17 protein-coding genes are annotated in these 18253 nt (G+C 60.1%); 5 read left to right on the forward strand and 12 right to left on the reverse strand.

Annotated elements, in window-relative coordinates; genetic code table 11:
* Window positions 1-82: 82 nt before the first annotated feature.
* From lpdA to LJE93_03815, 12 genes are all read right to left on the reverse strand, one after another.
* On the reverse strand, window positions 83-1501 hold the full coding sequence (gene lpdA, locus LJE93_03760) for a dihydrolipoyl dehydrogenase (GenBank protein ID MCG6948017.1): 1419 nt from the start codon (window positions 1499-1501) through the stop codon (window positions 83-85).
* Window positions 1501-2727, reverse strand: coding sequence for a 2-oxo acid dehydrogenase subunit E2 (locus LJE93_03765; protein MCG6948018.1), 1227 nt, complete (start codon window positions 2725-2727; stop codon window positions 1501-1503). The genes lpdA and LJE93_03765 overlap by 1 nt, the downstream gene beginning before the upstream one ends.
* A 59-nt stretch (window positions 2728-2786) precedes the next feature.
* Window positions 2787-3818, reverse strand: a complete 1032-nt coding sequence (locus tag LJE93_03770; GenBank protein ID MCG6948019.1) for an alpha-ketoacid dehydrogenase subunit beta — start codon at window positions 3816-3818, stop codon at window positions 2787-2789.
* Window positions 3815-4888: a pyruvate dehydrogenase (acetyl-transferring) E1 component subunit alpha gene (pdhA, locus tag LJE93_03775; GenBank protein ID MCG6948020.1), complete on the reverse strand. Its 1074-nt coding sequence runs from the start codon at window positions 4886-4888 to the stop codon at window positions 3815-3817. Before pdhA ends, LJE93_03770 begins: the two co-directional genes overlap by 4 nt.
* Window positions 4889-5046: 158 nt before the next feature.
* Complete coding sequence (locus LJE93_03780; GenBank protein ID MCG6948021.1) at window positions 5047-5475, reverse strand: response regulator; 429 nt, start codon at window positions 5473-5475, stop codon at window positions 5047-5049.
* Window positions 5472-6164, reverse strand: a complete 693-nt coding sequence (locus LJE93_03785; GenBank protein ID MCG6948022.1) for a hypothetical protein — start codon at window positions 6162-6164, stop codon at window positions 5472-5474. The genes LJE93_03780 and LJE93_03785 overlap by 4 nt, the downstream gene beginning before the upstream one ends.
* On the reverse strand, window positions 6161-6514 hold the full coding sequence (locus LJE93_03790; protein ID MCG6948023.1) for a response regulator: 354 nt from the start codon (window positions 6512-6514) through the stop codon (window positions 6161-6163). The genes LJE93_03785 and LJE93_03790 overlap by 4 nt, the downstream gene beginning before the upstream one ends.
* Window positions 6495-8276 carry an ATP-binding protein gene (locus LJE93_03795; protein ID MCG6948024.1) on the reverse strand — a complete coding sequence of 594 codons (1782 nt, stop codon included), beginning with the start codon at window positions 8274-8276 and terminating at the stop codon, window positions 6495-6497. The genes LJE93_03790 and LJE93_03795 overlap by 20 nt, the downstream gene beginning before the upstream one ends.
* Window positions 8273-9520 (reverse strand): response regulator, encoded by a 1248-nt coding sequence (locus tag LJE93_03800; GenBank protein ID MCG6948025.1) that lies wholly within the window; start codon window positions 9518-9520, stop codon window positions 8273-8275. Before LJE93_03800 ends, LJE93_03795 begins: the two co-directional genes overlap by 4 nt.
* Entirely contained in the window at window positions 9520-11745 is a 2226-nt protein-coding gene (locus tag LJE93_03805; GenBank protein ID MCG6948026.1) for an STAS domain-containing protein, read from the reverse strand. Before LJE93_03805 ends, LJE93_03800 begins: the two co-directional genes overlap by 1 nt.
* 18 nt (window positions 11746-11763) lie before the next feature.
* Window positions 11764-12360, reverse strand: coding sequence for a TetR/AcrR family transcriptional regulator (locus LJE93_03810; protein MCG6948027.1), 597 nt, complete (start codon window positions 12358-12360; stop codon window positions 11764-11766).
* Window positions 12361-12565: 205 nt separating this feature from the next.
* Entirely contained in the window at window positions 12566-13324 is a 759-nt protein-coding gene (locus LJE93_03815; protein MCG6948028.1) for a hypothetical protein, read from the reverse strand.
* Window positions 13325-13417: 93 nt separating this feature from the next.
* Here LJE93_03815 and LJE93_03820 point away from each other — a divergent pair, with 93 nt between their 5' ends.
* Genes LJE93_03820 through LJE93_03840 form a run of 5 tightly spaced genes read left to right on the forward strand, consistent with a single transcriptional unit; the run spans window position 13418 to window position 18179 of the window.
* Window positions 13418-13873, forward strand: a complete 456-nt coding sequence (locus LJE93_03820) for a DUF2007 domain-containing protein (protein MCG6948029.1) — start codon at window positions 13418-13420, stop codon at window positions 13871-13873.
* A gap of 48 nt (window positions 13874-13921) precedes the next feature.
* Complete coding sequence (locus LJE93_03825; protein MCG6948030.1) at window positions 13922-16129, forward strand: S9 family peptidase; 2208 nt, start codon at window positions 13922-13924, stop codon at window positions 16127-16129.
* Window positions 16116-16913, forward strand: a complete 798-nt coding sequence (locus LJE93_03830) for a PhzF family phenazine biosynthesis protein (protein MCG6948031.1) — start codon at window positions 16116-16118, stop codon at window positions 16911-16913. The genes LJE93_03825 and LJE93_03830 overlap by 14 nt, the downstream gene beginning before the upstream one ends.
* A 7-nt stretch (window positions 16914-16920) precedes the next feature.
* Window positions 16921-17709, forward strand: a complete 789-nt coding sequence (locus LJE93_03835; GenBank protein MCG6948032.1) for a class I SAM-dependent methyltransferase — start codon at window positions 16921-16923, stop codon at window positions 17707-17709.
* Window positions 17706-18179, forward strand: a complete 474-nt coding sequence (locus LJE93_03840) for a pyridoxamine 5'-phosphate oxidase family protein (protein MCG6948033.1) — start codon at window positions 17706-17708, stop codon at window positions 18177-18179. Before LJE93_03835 ends, LJE93_03840 begins: the two co-directional genes overlap by 4 nt.
* The last annotated feature ends 74 nt before the right edge of the window (window positions 18180-18253 follow it).

The raw sequence follows: 18253 nt of genomic DNA on the forward strand, positions 1-18253 counted from the left end.
GAAGGAGGAATGAGGAGTCAGGAATTCCGACCCCTCCCCCCCGCATGCCGGAAGGGTGGGTGGCATTCCGAATTCCTCATTCCTAATTCTTATTGACCATGTGGACGGCTTGCCCCAGAGCCCCTTCGACGGCTTCCTGCAGGGCTTCCGACATTGTCGGGTGCGGGTGAATCGTCAGCCCGACATCCTCGAGAAAGGCGCCCATCTCGAGCGCCAAGGTGGCCTCGCCGATGAACTCGCTGACCCCGCGGCCAACAGCAACGACGCCCAGGAGCTGCTTCGAATCGGCGTCTGCAATCGCTTTGACGAAACCATCGGTCGAATCGAGCGACATGGCACGGCCCGAGGCCTTGAACGGAAAGGTGCCGGTGACCACGTCATAGCCCTTCTCCTTCGCCTCTTCCTCACCGAGCCCGACCCAGGCGACCTCCGGATCGGTGTAGATCACGGCGGGCACCACGCTGTCGAATGCGGCCGGTTCCCCAGCAATCACTTCCGCCGCTACTTTGGCCTCCTGGTAGGCCTTGTGGGCCAGAAGGGCGCCGCCGACCACATCTCCGATAGCGTAGATGCCGGGGGTGGAGGTCTGCATCTTCTCGTTGACCTCGATGAATCCCTTCTCGTCGGTCGCAACCCCGGCCTGTTCCAGCCCGAGACCTTCCACGTTGGGCACGCGGCCCACACTCATCATCACGACGTCGGCCTCGAGCCTCAGTTCCTCATCTTTCGGTCCGCGGGCGACGACGGTCGAGGGCTCGCCCGGTTCGAACGACTCCGCACGATGGCTGAGGTACAGCTCGACCTTCAACTTTTTGAGCTGGCGAATGAGGGCCTTACCCACCTCGGGGTCGAGATTCGGTGCGACCTCGGGCAGAAACTCGACGATCGACACCTCGGAACCGAGCTTTGCGTACACGGTGCCGAGCTCGAGGCCGATGTACCCCGCGCCAATGACCACCATCTTGTCCGGCACCGCCTGCAACGAGAGGGCTTCGGTCGAGCCGATGATCTTCTCCCCATCGTGCTCGAAGCCGTTCAGTGCCATAGGACGCGAACCGGTGGCGAGCACCGCTTGCTCGAACTCGATCTCGATGCGGCCCTCTTCCGAGGTCACGGCGAGCGCACGATCAGAGATGAACTCCGCCGATCCGTGGACCACCTCGACGCCATTCTGCTTGCAGAGAAATGCGACACCCGTTGTCAGCCGTTCCACGATGCCGTCCTTCCACGCCACCATCTTCGGTTGGTCCACCGTCAGGCCCTCGACCGAGAGACCCATATTCCCGGCGTGCCGCGCCTCGTGCGCCAGGTCTGCCGCGTGGATCAACGCCTTTGACGGAATGCAGCCAACGTTGAGGCAGACACCGCCCAGGGTCGGACTCTTCTCTACCAGAATCACGTCCTTGCCGAGCTGCGCGAGACGGAGAGCCGCCACGTAACCGCCCGGACCGGCGCCGATCACAACCACCTGACAACCACGGGAAACTGAACCTACAACCATCAGAACCTCGCCATCAGCACCATCGGCTCGGAGACCAGGTGCACCAAATCGCTCATGAATCTCGCGCCTTGCGCGCCGTCGATATATCTGTGGTCGAACGAAACGCTGAGATACATCATCTTGCGGATCGCGATCTCACCATTGACGACCTCGGGGCGTTCTTTGATCGCGTGCAGGCCGACGATCGCGAGCTCAGGCTGATTGATGATCGGAGTGGCGAAAACCCCTCCCAACGGCCCGATGTTGGTGATTGTGCAGCTGCCGCCCCTGATCTCGTCGAGCGCCAATTCGCGTGACCGGGCCCGTTCGGCCTTGTCCGCCACCTCGCGGGCCAGCTCGACCAAATTCTTCGAATCTGCATCCCTGATCACCGGTACGATCAGGCCCTCGGGTGTGTCGACTGCCACACCGATGTTGTAGTACTTCTTGAAGAGGATCTCCTGCTTCTCCTCGTCGACCGAGGCGTTGAAGATCGGGTGTTGCTCGAGGGCGGCTACGAGTGCCTTGATGAAGAAGGGCAGCAGCGTGATGCGGACTCCCGTTCGTTCCTCGATCGTCGGTTTGGCGCGACGGTAGTGGGCCACCAGTTCGGTCACGTCGGCCTCGTCGACGTGGGTGACGTGAGCGGCGTTGTGCTTGGATGCACGCATCGCGTTGGCGATCATTTTTCGGAGATGGGTGATTGGAACCCTCTCGACCTCGCCATCCGCAGTCACCGCCGGCACACCGGTCGGTCGCACCGCCTCGGGTTGAGGCGCGCTCCCAGCGGCCGGGCGTCGCACGTCTTCGTCCGTAATGCGCCCGCCTGGGCCGGTCCCTCTCACAGCGGAGAGATCGACACCCAGCTTGCGCGCCAGAGCCCGGGTCCGCGGAGTCGCCAGCGGACGGCGACCCGCGACAGTTGGAGCTGCGACCGCCGGCTCGTCCGCAGCAGGTGTTGCGGTACGGGGTGCAGCATCCTGCTGAACCACGTCCCGGACCACTTCACCCGCTTCGCCGATGGTCACAAGCGGGTCGCCAACGAAAATCGTCGAGTCTGCTTCGACGTGCACCTTGAGCACGGAGCCGGCGTGCGGCGAGGGCAATTCGACCACCGCCTTGTCGGTTTCGACCTTGAGGAGCGGCTGGTCCTCCGTCACCACATCGCCCTCGGCGACCAGCCACTCGACGATCCGTCCCTCGTGGATCCCCTCCCCGACATCAGGGAAATTGAATACGAACGCCATCTCTCAGCCTCTCTTCGTTTTGCGCACCCGGTCGCGGGCACCTATGGTAACGGAGCGAATCAGAAGGCGAGTACCTTCTCGACCGCCCTGACGATTCGTTTCCGCGAGGGAAGGTAGAGCTTTTCATTCTTGGCCAGCGGAAAGACGACATCGAAACCGGTGACCCGCTCTATGGGGGCCTCGAGCTGAAGCAGGGCGTGCTCGGATATCTGGGCCGAGATCTCGGCACCGAAGCCGCTGGTTCGCGGTGCCTCGTGCACCACTACCGCCCGGCCAGTCTTGACGACGCTCTCAAGCATCGTCTCCCGGTCAAGCGGGTTGAGGCTCCGCAGGTCAATGATTTCGGCGCTGATGCCATCACGAGCCAAAACCTCCGAAGCGTCCAGACAAACCCGGACCATTGCTCCCCACGCGATCAAGGTGACATCCGTCCCTTCTCGTGCCACCGCCGCCTTGCCGATCGGCACCGTATAGCCCGCGGCAGGCACTGCCTCGCGAAAGGCACGGTAGATTCTCTTCGGCTCCATGAAGAGCACCGGGTCGTCGTCACGGATGGCGGAAATCAGGAGGCCCTTGGCATCGTACGGGTTCGACGGCACGACCACCTTGATACCGGGAGTGTTGAGGAACAGGGCCTCGTAGCTCTCCGAATGATGCTCCGGTGGATGGATGCCGCCGCCGTAGGGCATGCGAACCACTATCGGGCAACTCAATCTCCCGCGCGTGCGGTTACGCATCCGAGCCGCGTGACCGAAGAGCTGATTGATAGCCGGGTAAACGAAGCCCATGAACTGGATCTCCGCGATCGGCCGAAAGCCCGTTGTTCCGAGTCCAATCGAGATTCCGATGATCGCGCTTTCAGCGAGTGGCGTGTCGATCACCCTTTCCGAACCGAAGCGTTCGATGAGGCCGTCAGTCGCACGAAATACGCCTCCGTCCACTCCGACATCCTCGCCGAGGACGATCACCCTGTCGTCCCGGTCCATCTCTTCCAGCATCGCGTCACGGACCGCGCGCGCGATGGTGAGCTTCTCGGTCGCCACCTCCGGAACGGCATGCAACGGTTGTAGGTCGGGTTTCTGCGAGCTCACGACCGCACCTCATCTAACAGTGACTGCATTTGCTCGACCACATGCGGCGGCAGCGCGTCGTACATCGAGGTGAAGATTTCCTCCGGAGCCTGCGGTTCCATGGCCTCGAGTTCCTTGACCTGACCATCGACCCAGCTCACCGCTTCTTCTTGCAGCACTGCCTCCTGATCGTCATCCCACAGTTCCCGGCTGACGAGATATCGGCGAAGCCGCAGAATCGGGTCGCGCCCCTCCCATTTCTCGAGCTCCTCTTCGGCACGGTACCGGCTCGCGTCGTCGGCGGTGGTGTGATCACCGAGTCGGTAGGTCACGGCCTCGATCAAGGTCGGCCCGTCACCACGCCGGATTCTCTCGATGGCTTCTGTCGCTGCCGCGTACACTGCAAGCACATCATTTCCGTCGACCTGAATGCCGGGTATTCCGTACGCGTGCGCCTTCTGGGCGAGGGACTCCGCCGCCGTCTGACGGTGGAGGGGCACCGAGATCGCCCACTGGTTGTTCTGGATCACGAAGAGCGTGTTGGCGCCGTATACGCCGGCGCAGTTGACCGCCTCGTGGAAATCGCCTTCAGAGGTCGACCCGTCGCCACCAAAGGTCACGGCCACCGCAGGTTCACCGCGCAGCTTGAAGGAAAGCCCGACGCCAGTGCCGTGCTGCCACTGGCTCCCGACCGGCACCGCTACCGGAAAGCATCGCACGCCGGCCGGATAGCTCGACCCCCGCTCGTCGCCCGCCCAATAGGCGAATACCAGATGCAGCGGCACACCACGCAGGACCATGATGCCGTGCTCGCGAAAGGCCGGGATCAACCAGTCGTCTTCGCCCATCGCCATGGCGACGCCTGCTTGCACCGCTTCCTGACCCTTGATCGGCGGCCAGGTGCCCATGCGGCCCTGCCGCTGGAGCTTGAGCGCCTTGGTGTCGAAGGTGCGCATCTGCACCATGTCGCGGTAGAGATCGCGTATCCGACTGGCATCGATTTCGGGCATCAGGGCGGCATCCACCTGGCCCTCCGAATCGAGGATTTCCAGCCGTTCGGTCACCGCTTCATACACCTTCGTCCGAGGCATACGTTCTCCCTCTTCGCTCTGTCCGGTCGAATTACGACAACAGGAAATGGTAGCAGGGTATTTCGGAGGAACTTGAGGCCTCGAGCTTCGGCCCGAGGTCCGACGGACTGAGGGTGTTTTGTCGACCCCGCCCTTACCTTCGGTCTCCGTTGGGCGGCTTACCAGCTCTTACCGCGGATAATTTCTCGGATTCGCTCTTCGGTGTCCTGGTCCACGAGAATCATTTTTTCTGCCTTGGCCTTGTGAATGATTTCGGAAAGCTTCGAGAAGTCGATCGGCTTCTCGAGAAACTCGAGTGCGCCCTGCTTCATCGCCTCGACACCCTTCTCCACCGTGGCGTGGCCGGTGAGCAGCACCACCTGGATATCGGGTCTGCGTTGCTTGATCCGCTCCAATACCTCGATGCCGTCCATTCCGGGCATCTGGAGATCGAGAACCACGACGTCGAAAGAATCGCTGTCGATCAGATCGAGGGCATCTTTCCCGGAGTTGGAGGTGGACACCTCCATGCCACGATTTCTCATCCGTTCCGCAAGCGTATCCACGAACTCCTCTTCGTCATCTACCAGTAACACCTTTTCCGTCATGCTGTCCTCCCATGCGACAGACCCTCGGGATAGGGAACGTCGAGGTGCAAGGCCGTACCGTCCGGTTCGACCCTGTAGCTGGCCCCGAAAAAACCGAGGATCTCGGAAACACCATCCTGATTCGACCCCGGTAAGTCGCTCGGTCCGGTCAAGCTTGAGAGACCGCTGAATGCCACCGTGAAGCCCCGGTTGGCATTTTCGACGGCGGCATATACGGTCCGGGCTCCCCCAACTCGCGCCAGGGCAAACTCGAATCCTCGCCCGATCAGACTTTCCAACATGAACGGGTTCGTCCGCACGGTTACGGGCTCGCCGGCATCCGAAACCAGCAGCTCAGCCTCGGCCGTTTTCGCCTTTCTCGCATACAGCGCAGCCACCAGACCCAGAAGCTCGGTAACCTCGACTTCGGCAAGCTCTTCATCGGCGCTGTGCGCGAACCGATTGAGGCCGCGCACCACTTCCCTGGCCAGTGTTACCTGTTCCACGATTTTCTTGCTCTGCTCCTCGAAACGAACCGGGTCGACGTCCTTGCCGTGGGCCAGCATCGCCGCCAAATCCTGCAACAGGCCGGCTTTCTCGTTGATCACCGCGAGCCTGTTGTTGATCTCGTGACTGATGCCGGCGGACACATCGCCGAAGAAGCGAATCTCCTCTCGGGCTATGGCCTGCCAGTCGGTGTTCGCCTTCATTGCGTTACCGCCTGTTCCATGGCTTCGATCAACAGATCGATGTCGAGGGGTTTGGCGAGGTAGCGGGAAGCCTCGGCCGAACCGGCCTTGAAGTCTTCCTCGGACCCGTGTCCGGTGAGAAAGATGTACCGCATGTCGGGTCGCGCCTTCTCGAGTTTCTTCTTGAGCTCGATGCCGCTGAGATTCGGCATCTTCACATCGAGCACCGCTACGTCATACGGTTTTTCTGCGGCGAGCTCCAGCGCTCGTTTACCCGAGGTTGACCAATCGGCCTCTATGCCCCTGTAGGAGAGACGTTCAGCGAGAGCCGTGACCAGCTCTTCCTCGTCGTCAACCAGAAGTACCCTCATCTGTGGCTCCCTTCTCCTGAGGCTTGGCCAGAGGCAGAATGACGCGAAAACGTGTGCCTTTGCCAGGTTCGCTGTCCACCTCGATGCTGCCTCCCAGTTCCTGGGCCAGCGTATAGGTGATCGACAAACCGAGTCCGGTACCTCCGTGCTTGCTCTTGGTTGTATAAAACGGCTCGAACACCCGCGTGAGCTCGTGGTCGGTCATCCCGCAACCGTCGTCCTCAACCTCGATCGCGATCGAATCCGAAGACGGCTGACTGACCGATATCTCGATGTGTCCACCATCCTCGACCGCCGCAAATGCGTTGTTGATCAGGTTGAGGAGAATTTGCTGTAACTTGCCGCAATTCGTCTCGATCGCGGGAAGGTCTGGGTCGATGTCAATCGCGACCTCGATTGAACGATACTCCGCTTCCTTGCCCACGAATCCCAGAACCTCGGTAACCGTCTCCTCGAGGTCCACCAGTGTAGTCTCCTGGTCGGTGTCGCGGGCGAAGTTCAACAGTCTGCGCGTGATGTCCGAGCACCTTTTTACCGATGAGAGAATCGAATCCACGATATCCATCAGCTTCGGGTCGTCGGCATAACGATCGGTATACGTGAAGAGGTCTTTGATGAGACCTGCCTTCTCATTGATGATTGCGAGCGGATTGTTGATCTCGTGGGCCACCCCGGCGCCGAGCCGACCGAGAGATATCATCTTGTTCGCATACTCCACCTGATGAAGGGTGGCCAGGCGACGCAGATCTGCCAAGCGGATCCTGTTCACGAGATAGGTAGTGACTGCCAGCACGACCACCAGGATGCCGGAGATGCTGATCGCGAGAAAGCCGATAAGCTGTCGGCGCGCGTCGCGCCAGGGCTCCATCAACACCGCCTTCTGCTTGACGATCATCAGGATGAACGGCGTCTGAGGGATGTTCGAATAGCCGATCAGTACGTCGTTTCCGTCCGGAGTCCCGGTCTCGTAGACCCGGGTCGACTCCGAGTACTCGGGCACCTCGAGGGATATCGTTTCGAGGACGTCGCCGTGCAGCCGAGAGGAGGTCTGCAGCACGCCCTCGCCATTGATGATAAACGCATCTCCGTTGCCGCTCAGTTCGAGATCGGCCAGCAAGGTATTGAAGAATTCCGCCTCGAGAGATGTTCGGAGCACATAGAAACCGCCGCCGGGTAGCTCGTGCCGTTCGGCAATCACCAGGTGGGGAACTTGCCGGAAGCCGGGGAATACGTCACTGATCTGCATATACCCGTGATCCCGCACACTCTGAAACCAATCCTGGTCACTGTAGTTGACGCCAGCAAGATCGTACGGCCCCACATAACACGTTTGCCGGCCGGAAGAATCGATGACGCCGAGATCGACGAACCCACCGAAGCTCTGCCGCAGATGACTGAGAATCTCCTCGAGTCGAGCACAGTCGGTGAGTTCGCCGTACTCGTTGTCCTGGACTATGAAATCGAGCGCGGCAGTCCGTTCCAGCAGCGAGAAGGCTACCACCCGCTTCGTGTTCGATACGGTGCGAGACGTGCGAAGAAGGAACTCTGATTCGATTGACTGTTGCGTCACCCGGTAATCGGCCGCAGACATCAAAAGCAGCGGCACGAGTGAAACGACGGTCATGATGAGGACCGTGATCTGCCACAGACGGCGCAAATTAAGGGAGTGTTGTTGTGGCGAGTCAGGGCCGCCCGGAGCACCCCAGGATGCGGGTCGTTTTCCCAGCTTCCAGCGCTGGTCGGATTGATCCAGCTTCTTCACCCGCTCCCGTCCGTCCGTGATTCGTCCCCACCACCGGAGGCACGCGCCTTTTCATTGGCCTGCCTCAGGGTTTCGCTGAGCGCTTCGATGTCGACCGGCTTGTGCAGGTAGGCGAACGCACCGAGCTCCATGCAGGTCTGCCGGTCCTCCTCGGAACCGTGGCCCGTGAGAATGATCACCTCGATGTGCGGGTGAGTCTGCTTCACGCGGCGCAGCACCTCGATCCCGTCGATGCCCGGCATCCGCAAGTCGAGGATGATGACGTCCGGCTCGTCATCCTCCACCATCTTCAGGGCTGATTCGCCGTCATATGCCACGGCCGAACCGACATCCCGCATTTCAAGACGTTCGGAGAGCGTCTGCACGAACTCTCGTTCGTCGTCGACGAGCAACACCCTCGACGGTTCCTTGAAGTCCATTTTGCGATAAATGTCCGGCTTGTAGAAGTCCTTCCCGACACGGGTTTCCACCGAGCGAACCCCCTCGACCGGCGCTGCGATTGCCTTGAGCTCGTCCTCGAGCCGGCCGAGCATGAGAACGTTCTTGTTGATGGTAAGGGTCACCGCTCCATCGGAGCACTCGACATCAACGTAATGGCCCTTCTCGGCGAGCGCTCGCTCGACGCGGGCTGCCACGAAGAAGTCCTCGGCTGCCTTCTTCGAAGACGGCGTCACTTGAACGACATCTTTTTGCAGGCTGCCTACGATCAGATCGACGGCCGCATCCAGGTCCGTCTTGTCGGTCGGAATCAGCACATCGTAAAGATCCGGATTCCAGGGATCTTGCGAACCCGCCACAGCCAGTACCCAGGCCGTCGCCTTCTCGTCCCTCCGGCGGACCAACTTGCCGGCCTCCTTTTGCTTGAGGTCCTGTTCTGCAACAGCCCGGTCGATGCGCGCCGCCATGTCGGCGATCAGACACACCTGAAGAGCGTGGGTGATCGTCCGTGGGATCAGGTGACTGCAAAATCCTTCCAACACCAACTCGTCATCGAGAAGCCGCTCCGCAACCGCGTAGCGGAGGTTGGCGATGGATCGCTCCGGTTCCCCAGTGAAGCTGTTGAAAACCGATGATTTCGCCGATAGCGATCGCACGAGCTTCTCTTGCGACACGCCGGAAAGCTCACTCGCTCGTCGGACGATCTCTTCATCCGCAACGTGCACGAAGCCGGTGCGCTCGAGCAGCAAGGGAACAATTGCTTCCGCTTGGCAGAAACTCCCACTGAACACCGAAATGATCGACATCAGGGACCCCCGTCCAGAACCTTGATTTGACCCGCGCGGCCGGTTGTCGTCAACGGGCACGGCTCCTCTTCTCCCTCATTATGGGCATGAGCGTGAACCGCCCGAATGGCCTGTTCCATGGTTGGGTAGATGTGGTCGCGACCGATTCGCTCTATCAGGAAGGTCCGCTCCAGGACATCCATGACAGACTCGTTAACGCCACTGAACGAGATGTCGACGCCGGCAGTTCGGACCCTGTCGACGAGCAGAGAAAGCGTCTCTTCGCCGGACGCATCGATATCGCTGATCGCGTTGCTCACGATGATGATGTGCCTCAAGTCTTGTTTCGCCTGCATGCGCTCGTTGATCTTGTCCTCGAGGTAACTCGCGTTGGCGAAGAAGAGCGGCCCGTCGAATCGGACGACGTCCATGAATCGGCACTCCTCGAGACCGTGTGTTTGTGCGGCCCGCAACGAATCGTCCTCGTGGCGGGAAAGGCTGATGACCGTGGGCCGCATGCTCTTGTAGAGGAAGACCGCCACCGAAAGCACGACACCGATCATGATTCCCTTGTCGAGATGTGGGGCGAAGGCAAGAGTCGCGACGAATGATGTCACCGAGATGATGCCGTCATACCTCTTGGCCTTCCAGGCATGCACGAATCCTGTGACGTTCACCAGCCCGATGACCGCCATCATGATGACCGAGGCAAGGACGGCCTGCGGCAGGTGATAGAGCAGAGGCGTAAAAAACAGGAGAACGATGACTACCGTGAAGCTGGTGATCACGCTCGAGAGACCGGTCTTGCCGCCGGCCTGGAGGTTGACTGCGCTGCGGGAGAAACTTCCCGAGACAGGATAGCTCTGACCGACTGAACCCACCATGTTGGCGAGGCCCTGGCCGATGAGCTCCTGGTTCGGATCCAGCCGCTGGCCGGTTTTTGCAGCCATCGCCTTGGCGATCGAGATCGCCTCCATGAAGCCGAGCAGGGAAATGATGACCGTCGCGGTGAGCAGCTTTGGAATGACATTCATGTCCAGCCGAGGTGCCTTGGCCGACGGCAGGCCGCGCGGGATCACGCCGACAACGTTGCCCCCGCCGATCATCAACAGGGCATCCGGATCGAGCGGATTGTTGCCGACCTTCAAACGCCAATGGCGACCGTCGGTGGGGCTCCCCTCGGGCAACAGCGCCTGCTCGTAAAACCTCCCTTGGTTGCCATCTGGAACCCTGGCAAAGACCATCGAGCGCAGCTCCGAACGCAGGGAGGAGATCTCCTCCTTGATCTCCGCGGCGTGCACGTCGAGCACACCCGCCATATGATGAAGGGCGAGTGTCCTCCCTTCGATTCCGAGATCATCGCGCGCGCCAGGGGCCAACACGAGCGCTTCGGGCTCCCGCGGTCCGTGGCAGCGCTGGCATTGACTGTCGATCGCTTTGGTTTCGATTTCACTGCTGAGGGATCCCGCGTTCGACCTCACCTCATTCACTCTTTTTTGGAGGTCCACGGCGAAATTGAATTCCTCGACCAGACTTTCGAGCCGAGAAGACTCGATGTCCGGCACCGCCACCACCTCGTTGTGCTCGAAGTGAAACACCGCCGAAAGCGCGGTGGTCACGACCACCGCAATCAGAACGTTTGGAATCCGCGGATTGATTCGTCGCAGGCCCATCATGATGGCAAATGCCAGCACGGCCATGGCCAGGGTCGGCAGATGCGTCCATTCGATCGCGGCTGCCACCGTCCGCGCCACCGTTTCGTAATGGTGCTCCGCCTTTTCCACGCTGACGCCGAAAATCTTGTCGAGCTGTGAGGTCGCGATAATGATGGCGGCCGCGTTGGTGAAACCGTTGACCACGGGGTGCGAGAGGAAGTTGACCACCACGCCGAGGCGAAGGACACCCAGCAGGAACTGGAACAGCCCGACGAGCAGGGCGAGGAGCACGGCGTACTCGATGTACTCGACGCTGCCAGCGGTGGCCAGCGGTTCGAGGGTGGCGGATGTCATCAGCGAAACGACTGCAACCGGTCCCGTCGCCAGCTGACGGCTGGAACCGAAGAGCGCAGCCACCATCGGCGGAAGGAACGAGGCGTACAGACCGAAATGTGGCGGCAGTCCTGCCAGCTGCGCGTATGCCATGCTCTGCGGAATCAACACCAGTGCAACGGTCAAACCGGACAGGAGATCGTCCTTCACCGTCGACAAGTTGGATTCCTTGATCCACAACAAAAAGGGCAGGATCATTATCAGGACGCGCACGACCTACCCCCCCACCCGTTCCGCCTGAACCAACCTTCGAACGCCCTCGAGGAAATCTTCGATTAACGAGTCTGCATCGTAAAGGTTGTAGTTCTTCAGCCGGACCAATCCGTCAATCATCATGTACACGAGTAGGGCGGTTTTGTGCACCGGCAGCTCCCCCATCGTTCCATCGTTTTGTCCGCGTTCAATCGCGTTTTCGAACGCTTTCACGATTCGGTCATAGATTGTCTCCAAAAGAGCACGAAACTCCTCATTACCTTTGGCCAAGTCATACGCGTGATGCCTGTGAAGAAGCATGAACTGAGCTTCGTTGTCCGCAGCCAGCCGCAAATAGAACGCCACCAGTTTTTCGAGAGTTTCGATACCCGAAAGGTCCCCGGTCGAAGGCAGGAACTCTTCGAAAGCGTTGTCGATACGATCCTTCGCGTCTTTCAGCGCCGCCAGAAACAGCTTCTCCTTGCTTTCAAAGTGATAAAAAACGGTCCCTTCCGCCGACTCCGTCATCCGCGCCACTTCAGTTGTCGATGTCTCCTGATAACCCTTGGTGGAAAAGAGCCATGTGGCGGCTTCGAGGATTGCTGCTCGCTTGGACTTCACGGCACTCCATTCAGAAACTGACTGAGTACTCAGTCAGAAAAATACGATTCGAAAAAATCGATGTCAAGGATATGCCGAGTGTTTTTGAGAAAAATCTCTGAAAATCAATCACCGACATGCGGTGAGGACCGTTTTTCCGCGCCACCCGAGACCTGCGACGGCGATGGGGACCCCATGGATCACGGGACCTCATCAATCATGTGGGTCAGCGCACGGGCGCCCACTTCGAGTCCGCATAAGGGGCGAGGTACTTCGGCGGCATCGGAGCGAGAGGACGCTCTTCAGCCTCGAGCCGAAGCGCATCGGCAAACGCTCCGACCAGGACATCGGCTGTCTCGCGCCAGTCCACACCCCTCAGGGCGGGGGCGAGTCCCGCCGCGACCTCCTCCTCTGCCACCCCGAACACGCTCGAATAGAGCGCCGCATCGAGACCGAGGAGAATTGCAGCGTGTATCAGAACCGCACCGTGGCGCCGGGTTTGGGCACATCCGACTGCCTTTTTCCCGTCCACCACGAGAGTGTCGGAGAGCTGGTCGAGGAAGCAGATCGGCGACCTCACACGGCTCGCATGGGCCGGCGCAGCAAGGCGTGTCACACCCGAACCGAGAGAGTTCAGCGCAGGCTCGAGGACTTCGAGGAAACGGTCGTAGGAACGAACCACACCGTCTGCCCAGGGATGGTTGGCCGGAATGGTCAGGCCAACCCCGAGATCTCGTCGATGCACAACGCCCGTGCCTCCAGTCAGGCGCCTGAACACCGGCACGTCCTCTGCGCGGCACCAATCGAGATCGGCATCCTCGGGTGGTTGTGCGTAGCCCAGAACCACAACCGGTCCCTCCCACGACGTGAGAAACAACGAAGCGTCTCCCTCCGCTGCGCGATCCATGAGCCACGCTTCCCGCGCGAGATCGCGCAACGGTGAACCATCGGACATGAAAACACCGAGCACTCGTTCTGAACTCATAGCGCAATTGAAACACAGAACGCCACTGATTGACCGTTTCGACGTTGGACCTCAGTGCCACTTCGGTGGATAATTCGCCCGAGGAGCCGTCAGATGTACTGCACAAATCGAGACTGTCCCGATTTCATCTCCACCGGGATTCACGGTGAGTACCGAGCAGGTGTCAGCGTGTGCCCGTACTGCGGCGAAGCTTTGACCGACTCTCTTCCCGACCCAATCGTGGCAGAGGGGGCCGATCATGTCGCGCAGGATGATCAGTGGCATCGACATGACACGCCTCCTGGCGACGACGGCGGACAGGAACTCGAGCCGGTATTCGAAACATCCGATCCTGCCGAGGTGCCGATCGTCCGTTCGTTTTTGGACAACAACGGCATTCCGCACGTGGTCGTCGGCCAGGAACGATTCGATGCTTTCCGCGGGAGCCTTTCACCCTTTCGCTTCAACCCGAGGGCGGGTGTGGTCGCCTTTCTGGTGCCTGTTTCTCTGGCGGAAACGGCGAGAGAGCTCCTGGTGGCGATAGAAGACCCACCCGAAAACGGCGGCTGATCTCCCCTGGCCAGGGAGGAGTAGACTCCTCCGCAGGGAGAGGAGCCAATGCGCAAGATCACGCCTGTCCTGTGCTGCATTCTGGTCACGTCGACTGCATTCGCGGAAGAGCCCGGCAGACGTCCGACCTTCGAGTCAGTCTTCGAGCAAGATGCACTTGCGTTGGAGCAACTGAGTGGCGTCACCTGGCTTCCGGACGCCGAGCATTTCATCTATTTCACTTCCAGAGGTGAACAGAAAACGCTGTGGCGGGGCGATATCTCGGGTGGCGCACCCGTCGAGCTGGCCGACTGGACGGCCGTGATGAAGAGTCTCTCTGACCTTCGACCCGATTACGAGAAACCCGTGATGAGCAATCCGAACAGCTCCGCGTCACTCCGCGTAGCAGCGGTCCTTTCACCGGACGGCACGACGTTGGTCGGCGGCTTCTCCGGGGATCTTTTCCTCTTCAACCTCGCCTCGAAAGAAGCGAAGTTCTTGACCAGCGACAGCACGCAGGAGATCTTTCCCGCGTTCAGCCCGGACGGTACTGAGCTCGGGTTCGTCAAGAACGGTGACGTCCATCGACTGAATCTCGAGACCGGAGCGATTTCACAAGTAACCGACCGGGGCGAACGTACCTACCTGCTCAACGGGGTCGCCGACTGGGTCTACGAGGAGGAGCTTGACGTCGAACGCTCGTACTGGTGGTCGCCGGACGGATCCAAGATTGCATTTCTTCAGTTTGACGAACGTCCGGTTGGCATCGTCCCGATCACCGGAGATTCCATGCCCTACCCCGAGCTCGAAGAGCAGTGGTACCCGAAGGCCGGGACCGCAAATCCGGTCGTGAAGTTGGGCGTCGTCGATCTCGAGGGAGGCGACCCGTCGTGGTTCGATACCGGCGAGGGCGATTTCTACCTGCCGCGCGCCGGATGGACGCCCTCGGGCGAGGTCTGGGTCCAGCGCCTCAACCGCGACCAGACAGAGCACGATCTGATGGTCGGCGACCCGAAAACGGGCAAGGTTCGCACCCTGCTCACCGACCGTGACCCGGCATGGATCAACATCCGCGACGATCTCCATTTTCTGGCCGACGGCAGATTCCTCTGGACATCGGAACGCGACGGGTGGCGCCATCTCTACCTGTACACGTCCGACGGTCGCTCCTCTCGCCAGCTCACCTCCGGTGAATGGCAGATCGAAAATCTCCTCGGCGCCGATAGCGATCAGCAGAACGCGGTCATCGTTGCCAACCGGGGAGACCACCGTCAGCGTACGCTGTTCCGGGTCGATCTCTCAAACGGCGCGATCCAACCGATTGGCGATTCCATCCGAGGAGTTCACAGCGGCACCGTCGCCCCGGACGGCTCGTATGTGATCGACCAGTGGTCGGCCCTCGACATGCCTCCACGAGCCGACCTGATCGCCGCGGACGGGACGATTGTGGGCACGTTCTGGAAATCCGGAGACCAGCTGCGTGGTTGGGACCTGCTGTGGCCGGAACCGGGATCGGTCACCGCGGATGACGGAACCGAGCTCTTCTCCCTGCTCTTCAGGCCCCGGAATTTCGATCCAACCAGGCGCTACCCGGTGGTCCTCTACGTGTACGGCGGCCCACATTCTCAGCTGACCGCCGACCGCTGGGGAGGTTCCGTTCACAACACCTATCGCCTCCTCGCAGAGATGGGCATCGCGGTGTTCCTGGTCGACAACCGCGGCACTTGGGGGCGCGGCCACGCTTTCGAGGCGGCGGTCCATCGGCGGCTCGGCCAACTCGAGGTTGCCGATCAGCTCGCCGCCGCACGCTGGCTCGAGCGGCAATCATGGGTCGATCGAGAACGGATTGCGGTTTACGGCGGCAGCTATGGCGGATACATGACGCTCCTCTGTCTGCTGAAGGCACCCGAAGTTTTCCACGCCGGCGTCGCCTATGCGCCGGTCACCGACTGGGCGCTCTACGACACCATCTACACCGAACGGTACATGGACACTCCCCGGGACAATCCGCAGGGATACGAGGTTTCGGCACCACTCACGTACGCAGAAGACCTCGACAGCAAGTTGCTTCTCGCTCACGGCACGATGGATAACAACGTCCATTTCCAGAACTCGCTGCAGATGATCGGCAAGCTGGCCGCAGCCGACAAGGAATTTGAACTCGTGATCTATCCCCGCACACGTCACGGAATCAGGCTGTCGAATTATCGTCTTCATTTCCATCGAAAAAAGTTTGAATTCTTCAAAAAATATTTACTTGATAATGTCGAGGAATAACATTATGATCCCATATTTCGTAATCCACGCATTTACTGACGAAATTTTCGGCGGGAATCCTGCCGGAGTGTGTCCGCTCTTGGAGTGGCTCGACGACTCACTCATGCAGCGAATTGCAGCCGAAAACGACCTTTCAGAAACTGCCTTCTTCGTGCCCGGAGAAGATCATTACGAGTTGAGGTGGTTCACGCCGACAATCGAGGTCGATCTCTGCGGTCACGCGACCCTGGCCAGCGCCTTCGTCCTCTTCCAGGAACTTGAATACCAGGGAGATATGATCGCATTTCGCACCCAAAGCGGTGACCTGCACGTTTCACGAACCGGCTCGTACCTGGTCATGGATTTCCCGGCTCGGCCGGCCGTGCAAATTGATCCCTTTCCGAATCTCGTGAATTCATTTGCGACTCCTTTTTTGGAAGCTCATAAAGCGAGTGATCTTCTCGTTGTTTTTGATTCTGAGGAAACTGTAAGAAATCTGGAACCAGAATTTTCGGAACTCTCGCAACTCGACTGCACCGGAATTATTGTCACCGCTCCCGGAGAAGATGTGGATTTCGTTTCTCGTTTCTTTGCACCACAGGCTGGAATTCCCGAGGATCCGGTGACGGGATCGGCGCACTGCACGCTCGCTCCCTATTGGGCTGACCGGCTGGGGAAGACGGAACTGTCGGCGCGACAGGTCTCGGAACGGGGGGGTGAGCTCGCCTGCCGGGTCGCTGGTGACCGGGTCCATATCGCCGGTCGCGCGGCCCTGTACTCCAGAGGATTCCTGAATATCGACTGAGAGAGTCGTGCCAGAGGACGTATTTTCGTTGAACCGGCAGGCCTGGAACGCGCAGGTCGAATGTGGGAACCGCTGGACCGTGCCGGTTTCGTCTGAAGAGATCGCGGCCGCACGCCGTGGCGAGTGGCAGATTGTCCTCACCCCGACGAGGCCAGTACCTCGCTCCTGGTTCCCGAATCTCGACGGCGCGAAAGTCCTGTGTCTCGCTTCGGGGGGCGGCCAGCAGGGTCCGCTTCTCGCCGCTGCCGGCGCGCAGGTGACCGTGTTCGACGCCTCACCCAAGCAGCTCGAGAAGGACCGGATGGTCGCTGCCCGGGATGGACTCGAGTTGGCCACCATCGAAGGCGACATGGCCGACCTCGGTGTATTCGAGGGCGGAGCGTTCGACCTCATCGTCAACCCGGTCTCGAACTCCTTCGTAGCGAACGTCCACCCGGTCTGGGCGGAATGTGCCCGCGTGCTCCGGCCTGGCGGAGACCTGCTCGCAGGTTTCACCAACCCGCTGCGATATCTTTTCCCATACGATCTGGAGCACGACTCAGACCTCCTCTGTGTCGCCCATCGAATCCCCTACTCGGATCTCGAGTCACTCAGCGAAGAACAGAAGCGGCAGATGGTAGAAGCGGGAGAGCCGTTTGAGTTCAGCCACACACTCTCCGACCAGATCGCCGGACAGATTCTGGCGGGTTTCGTGCTCACCGGTTTCTACGAGGACCACTACCACTCCGAAGACGACGAGCTTTCGAAGTACATCCCGTCTTTCATCGCCACCAGGGCTCGAAGGGCACAACCGTGAGGCGCCGCGACAGGGAGATCACGGATCGCGGCGAGATCGATCGGATCATCCACGCCGCAGAGGTTTGCCGGATCGCCATGGCGCGAGAGGATCAACCGTACGTCGTGCCTCTTTCCTTCGGCTACGACGACGAAGTCATCTACATCCACACCTCCAAATCGGGGCGAAAGATCGACTTTTTCGAGTCCAACAAACGTATCTGTTTCGAGGTCGAAACCAACGTCTCGCTCCAGGTCGACGAAGAGGACGCGTGCGAATGGACCTTCGCCTTCGAAAGCGTGATCGGCTACGGCACAATCTCTGAACTCGCCTCCAGCGCCGAAAAGACGCACGGGCTCAACCAGATCATGCGGCACTACTCGGGGCGCGACTGGAATATCGATCGGGCGGCCACTGCGACTACTCGCGTCTGGCAAATCGAGATCGAGTCGATCACCGGCAAACGGTCTGTGGAAAAACCACCGACGTAATCCGACCGGATGCTCGGTCCTCGATCCTCGATACTCGATTTTCTCTCTGACGTACCGGTATGCGAGAGGGTGGA

It is taken from the genome of Acidobacteriota bacterium (assembly GCA_022340665.1).
Taxonomy (GTDB): domain Bacteria; phylum Acidobacteriota; class Thermoanaerobaculia; order Thermoanaerobaculales; family Sulfomarinibacteraceae; genus Sulfomarinibacter.

Excerpts from the sequence above, each read along its gene's own strand:
- lpdA (MCG6948017.1), bottom strand. The coding sequence starts at position 1,501 with ATGGTTGTAGGTTCAGTTTCCCGTGGTTGTCAGGTGGTTGTGATCGGC.
- LJE93_03765 (MCG6948018.1), bottom strand. The coding sequence starts at position 2,727 with ATGGCGTTCGTATTCAATTTCCCTGATGTCGGGGAGGGGATCCACGAG.
- pdhA (MCG6948020.1), bottom strand. The coding sequence starts at position 4,888 with ATGCCTCGGACGAAGGTGTATGAAGCGGTGACCGAACGGCTGGAAATC.
- LJE93_03780 (MCG6948021.1), bottom strand. The coding sequence starts at position 5,475 with ATGACGGAAAAGGTGTTACTGGTAGATGACGAAGAGGAGTTCGTGGAT.
- LJE93_03785 (MCG6948022.1), bottom strand. The coding sequence starts at position 6,164 with ATGAAGGCGAACACCGACTGGCAGGCCATAGCCCGAGAGGAGATTCGC.
- LJE93_03790 (MCG6948023.1), bottom strand. The coding sequence starts at position 6,514 with ATGAGGGTACTTCTGGTTGACGACGAGGAAGAGCTGGTCACGGCTCTC.
- LJE93_03800 (MCG6948025.1), bottom strand. The coding sequence starts at position 9,520 with ATGTCGATCATTTCGGTGTTCAGTGGGAGTTTCTGCCAAGCGGAAGCA.
- LJE93_03805 (MCG6948026.1), bottom strand. The coding sequence starts at position 11,745 with ATGATCCTGCCCTTTTTGTTGTGGATCAAGGAATCCAACTTGTCGACG.
- LJE93_03815 (MCG6948028.1), bottom strand. The coding sequence starts at position 13,324 with ATGAGTTCAGAACGAGTGCTCGGTGTTTTCATGTCCGATGGTTCACCG.
- LJE93_03820 (MCG6948029.1), top strand. The coding sequence starts at position 13,418 with ATGTACTGCACAAATCGAGACTGTCCCGATTTCATCTCCACCGGGATT.
- LJE93_03825 (MCG6948030.1), top strand. The coding sequence starts at position 13,922 with ATGCGCAAGATCACGCCTGTCCTGTGCTGCATTCTGGTCACGTCGACT.
- LJE93_03830 (MCG6948031.1), top strand. The coding sequence starts at position 16,116 with ATGTCGAGGAATAACATTATGATCCCATATTTCGTAATCCACGCATTT.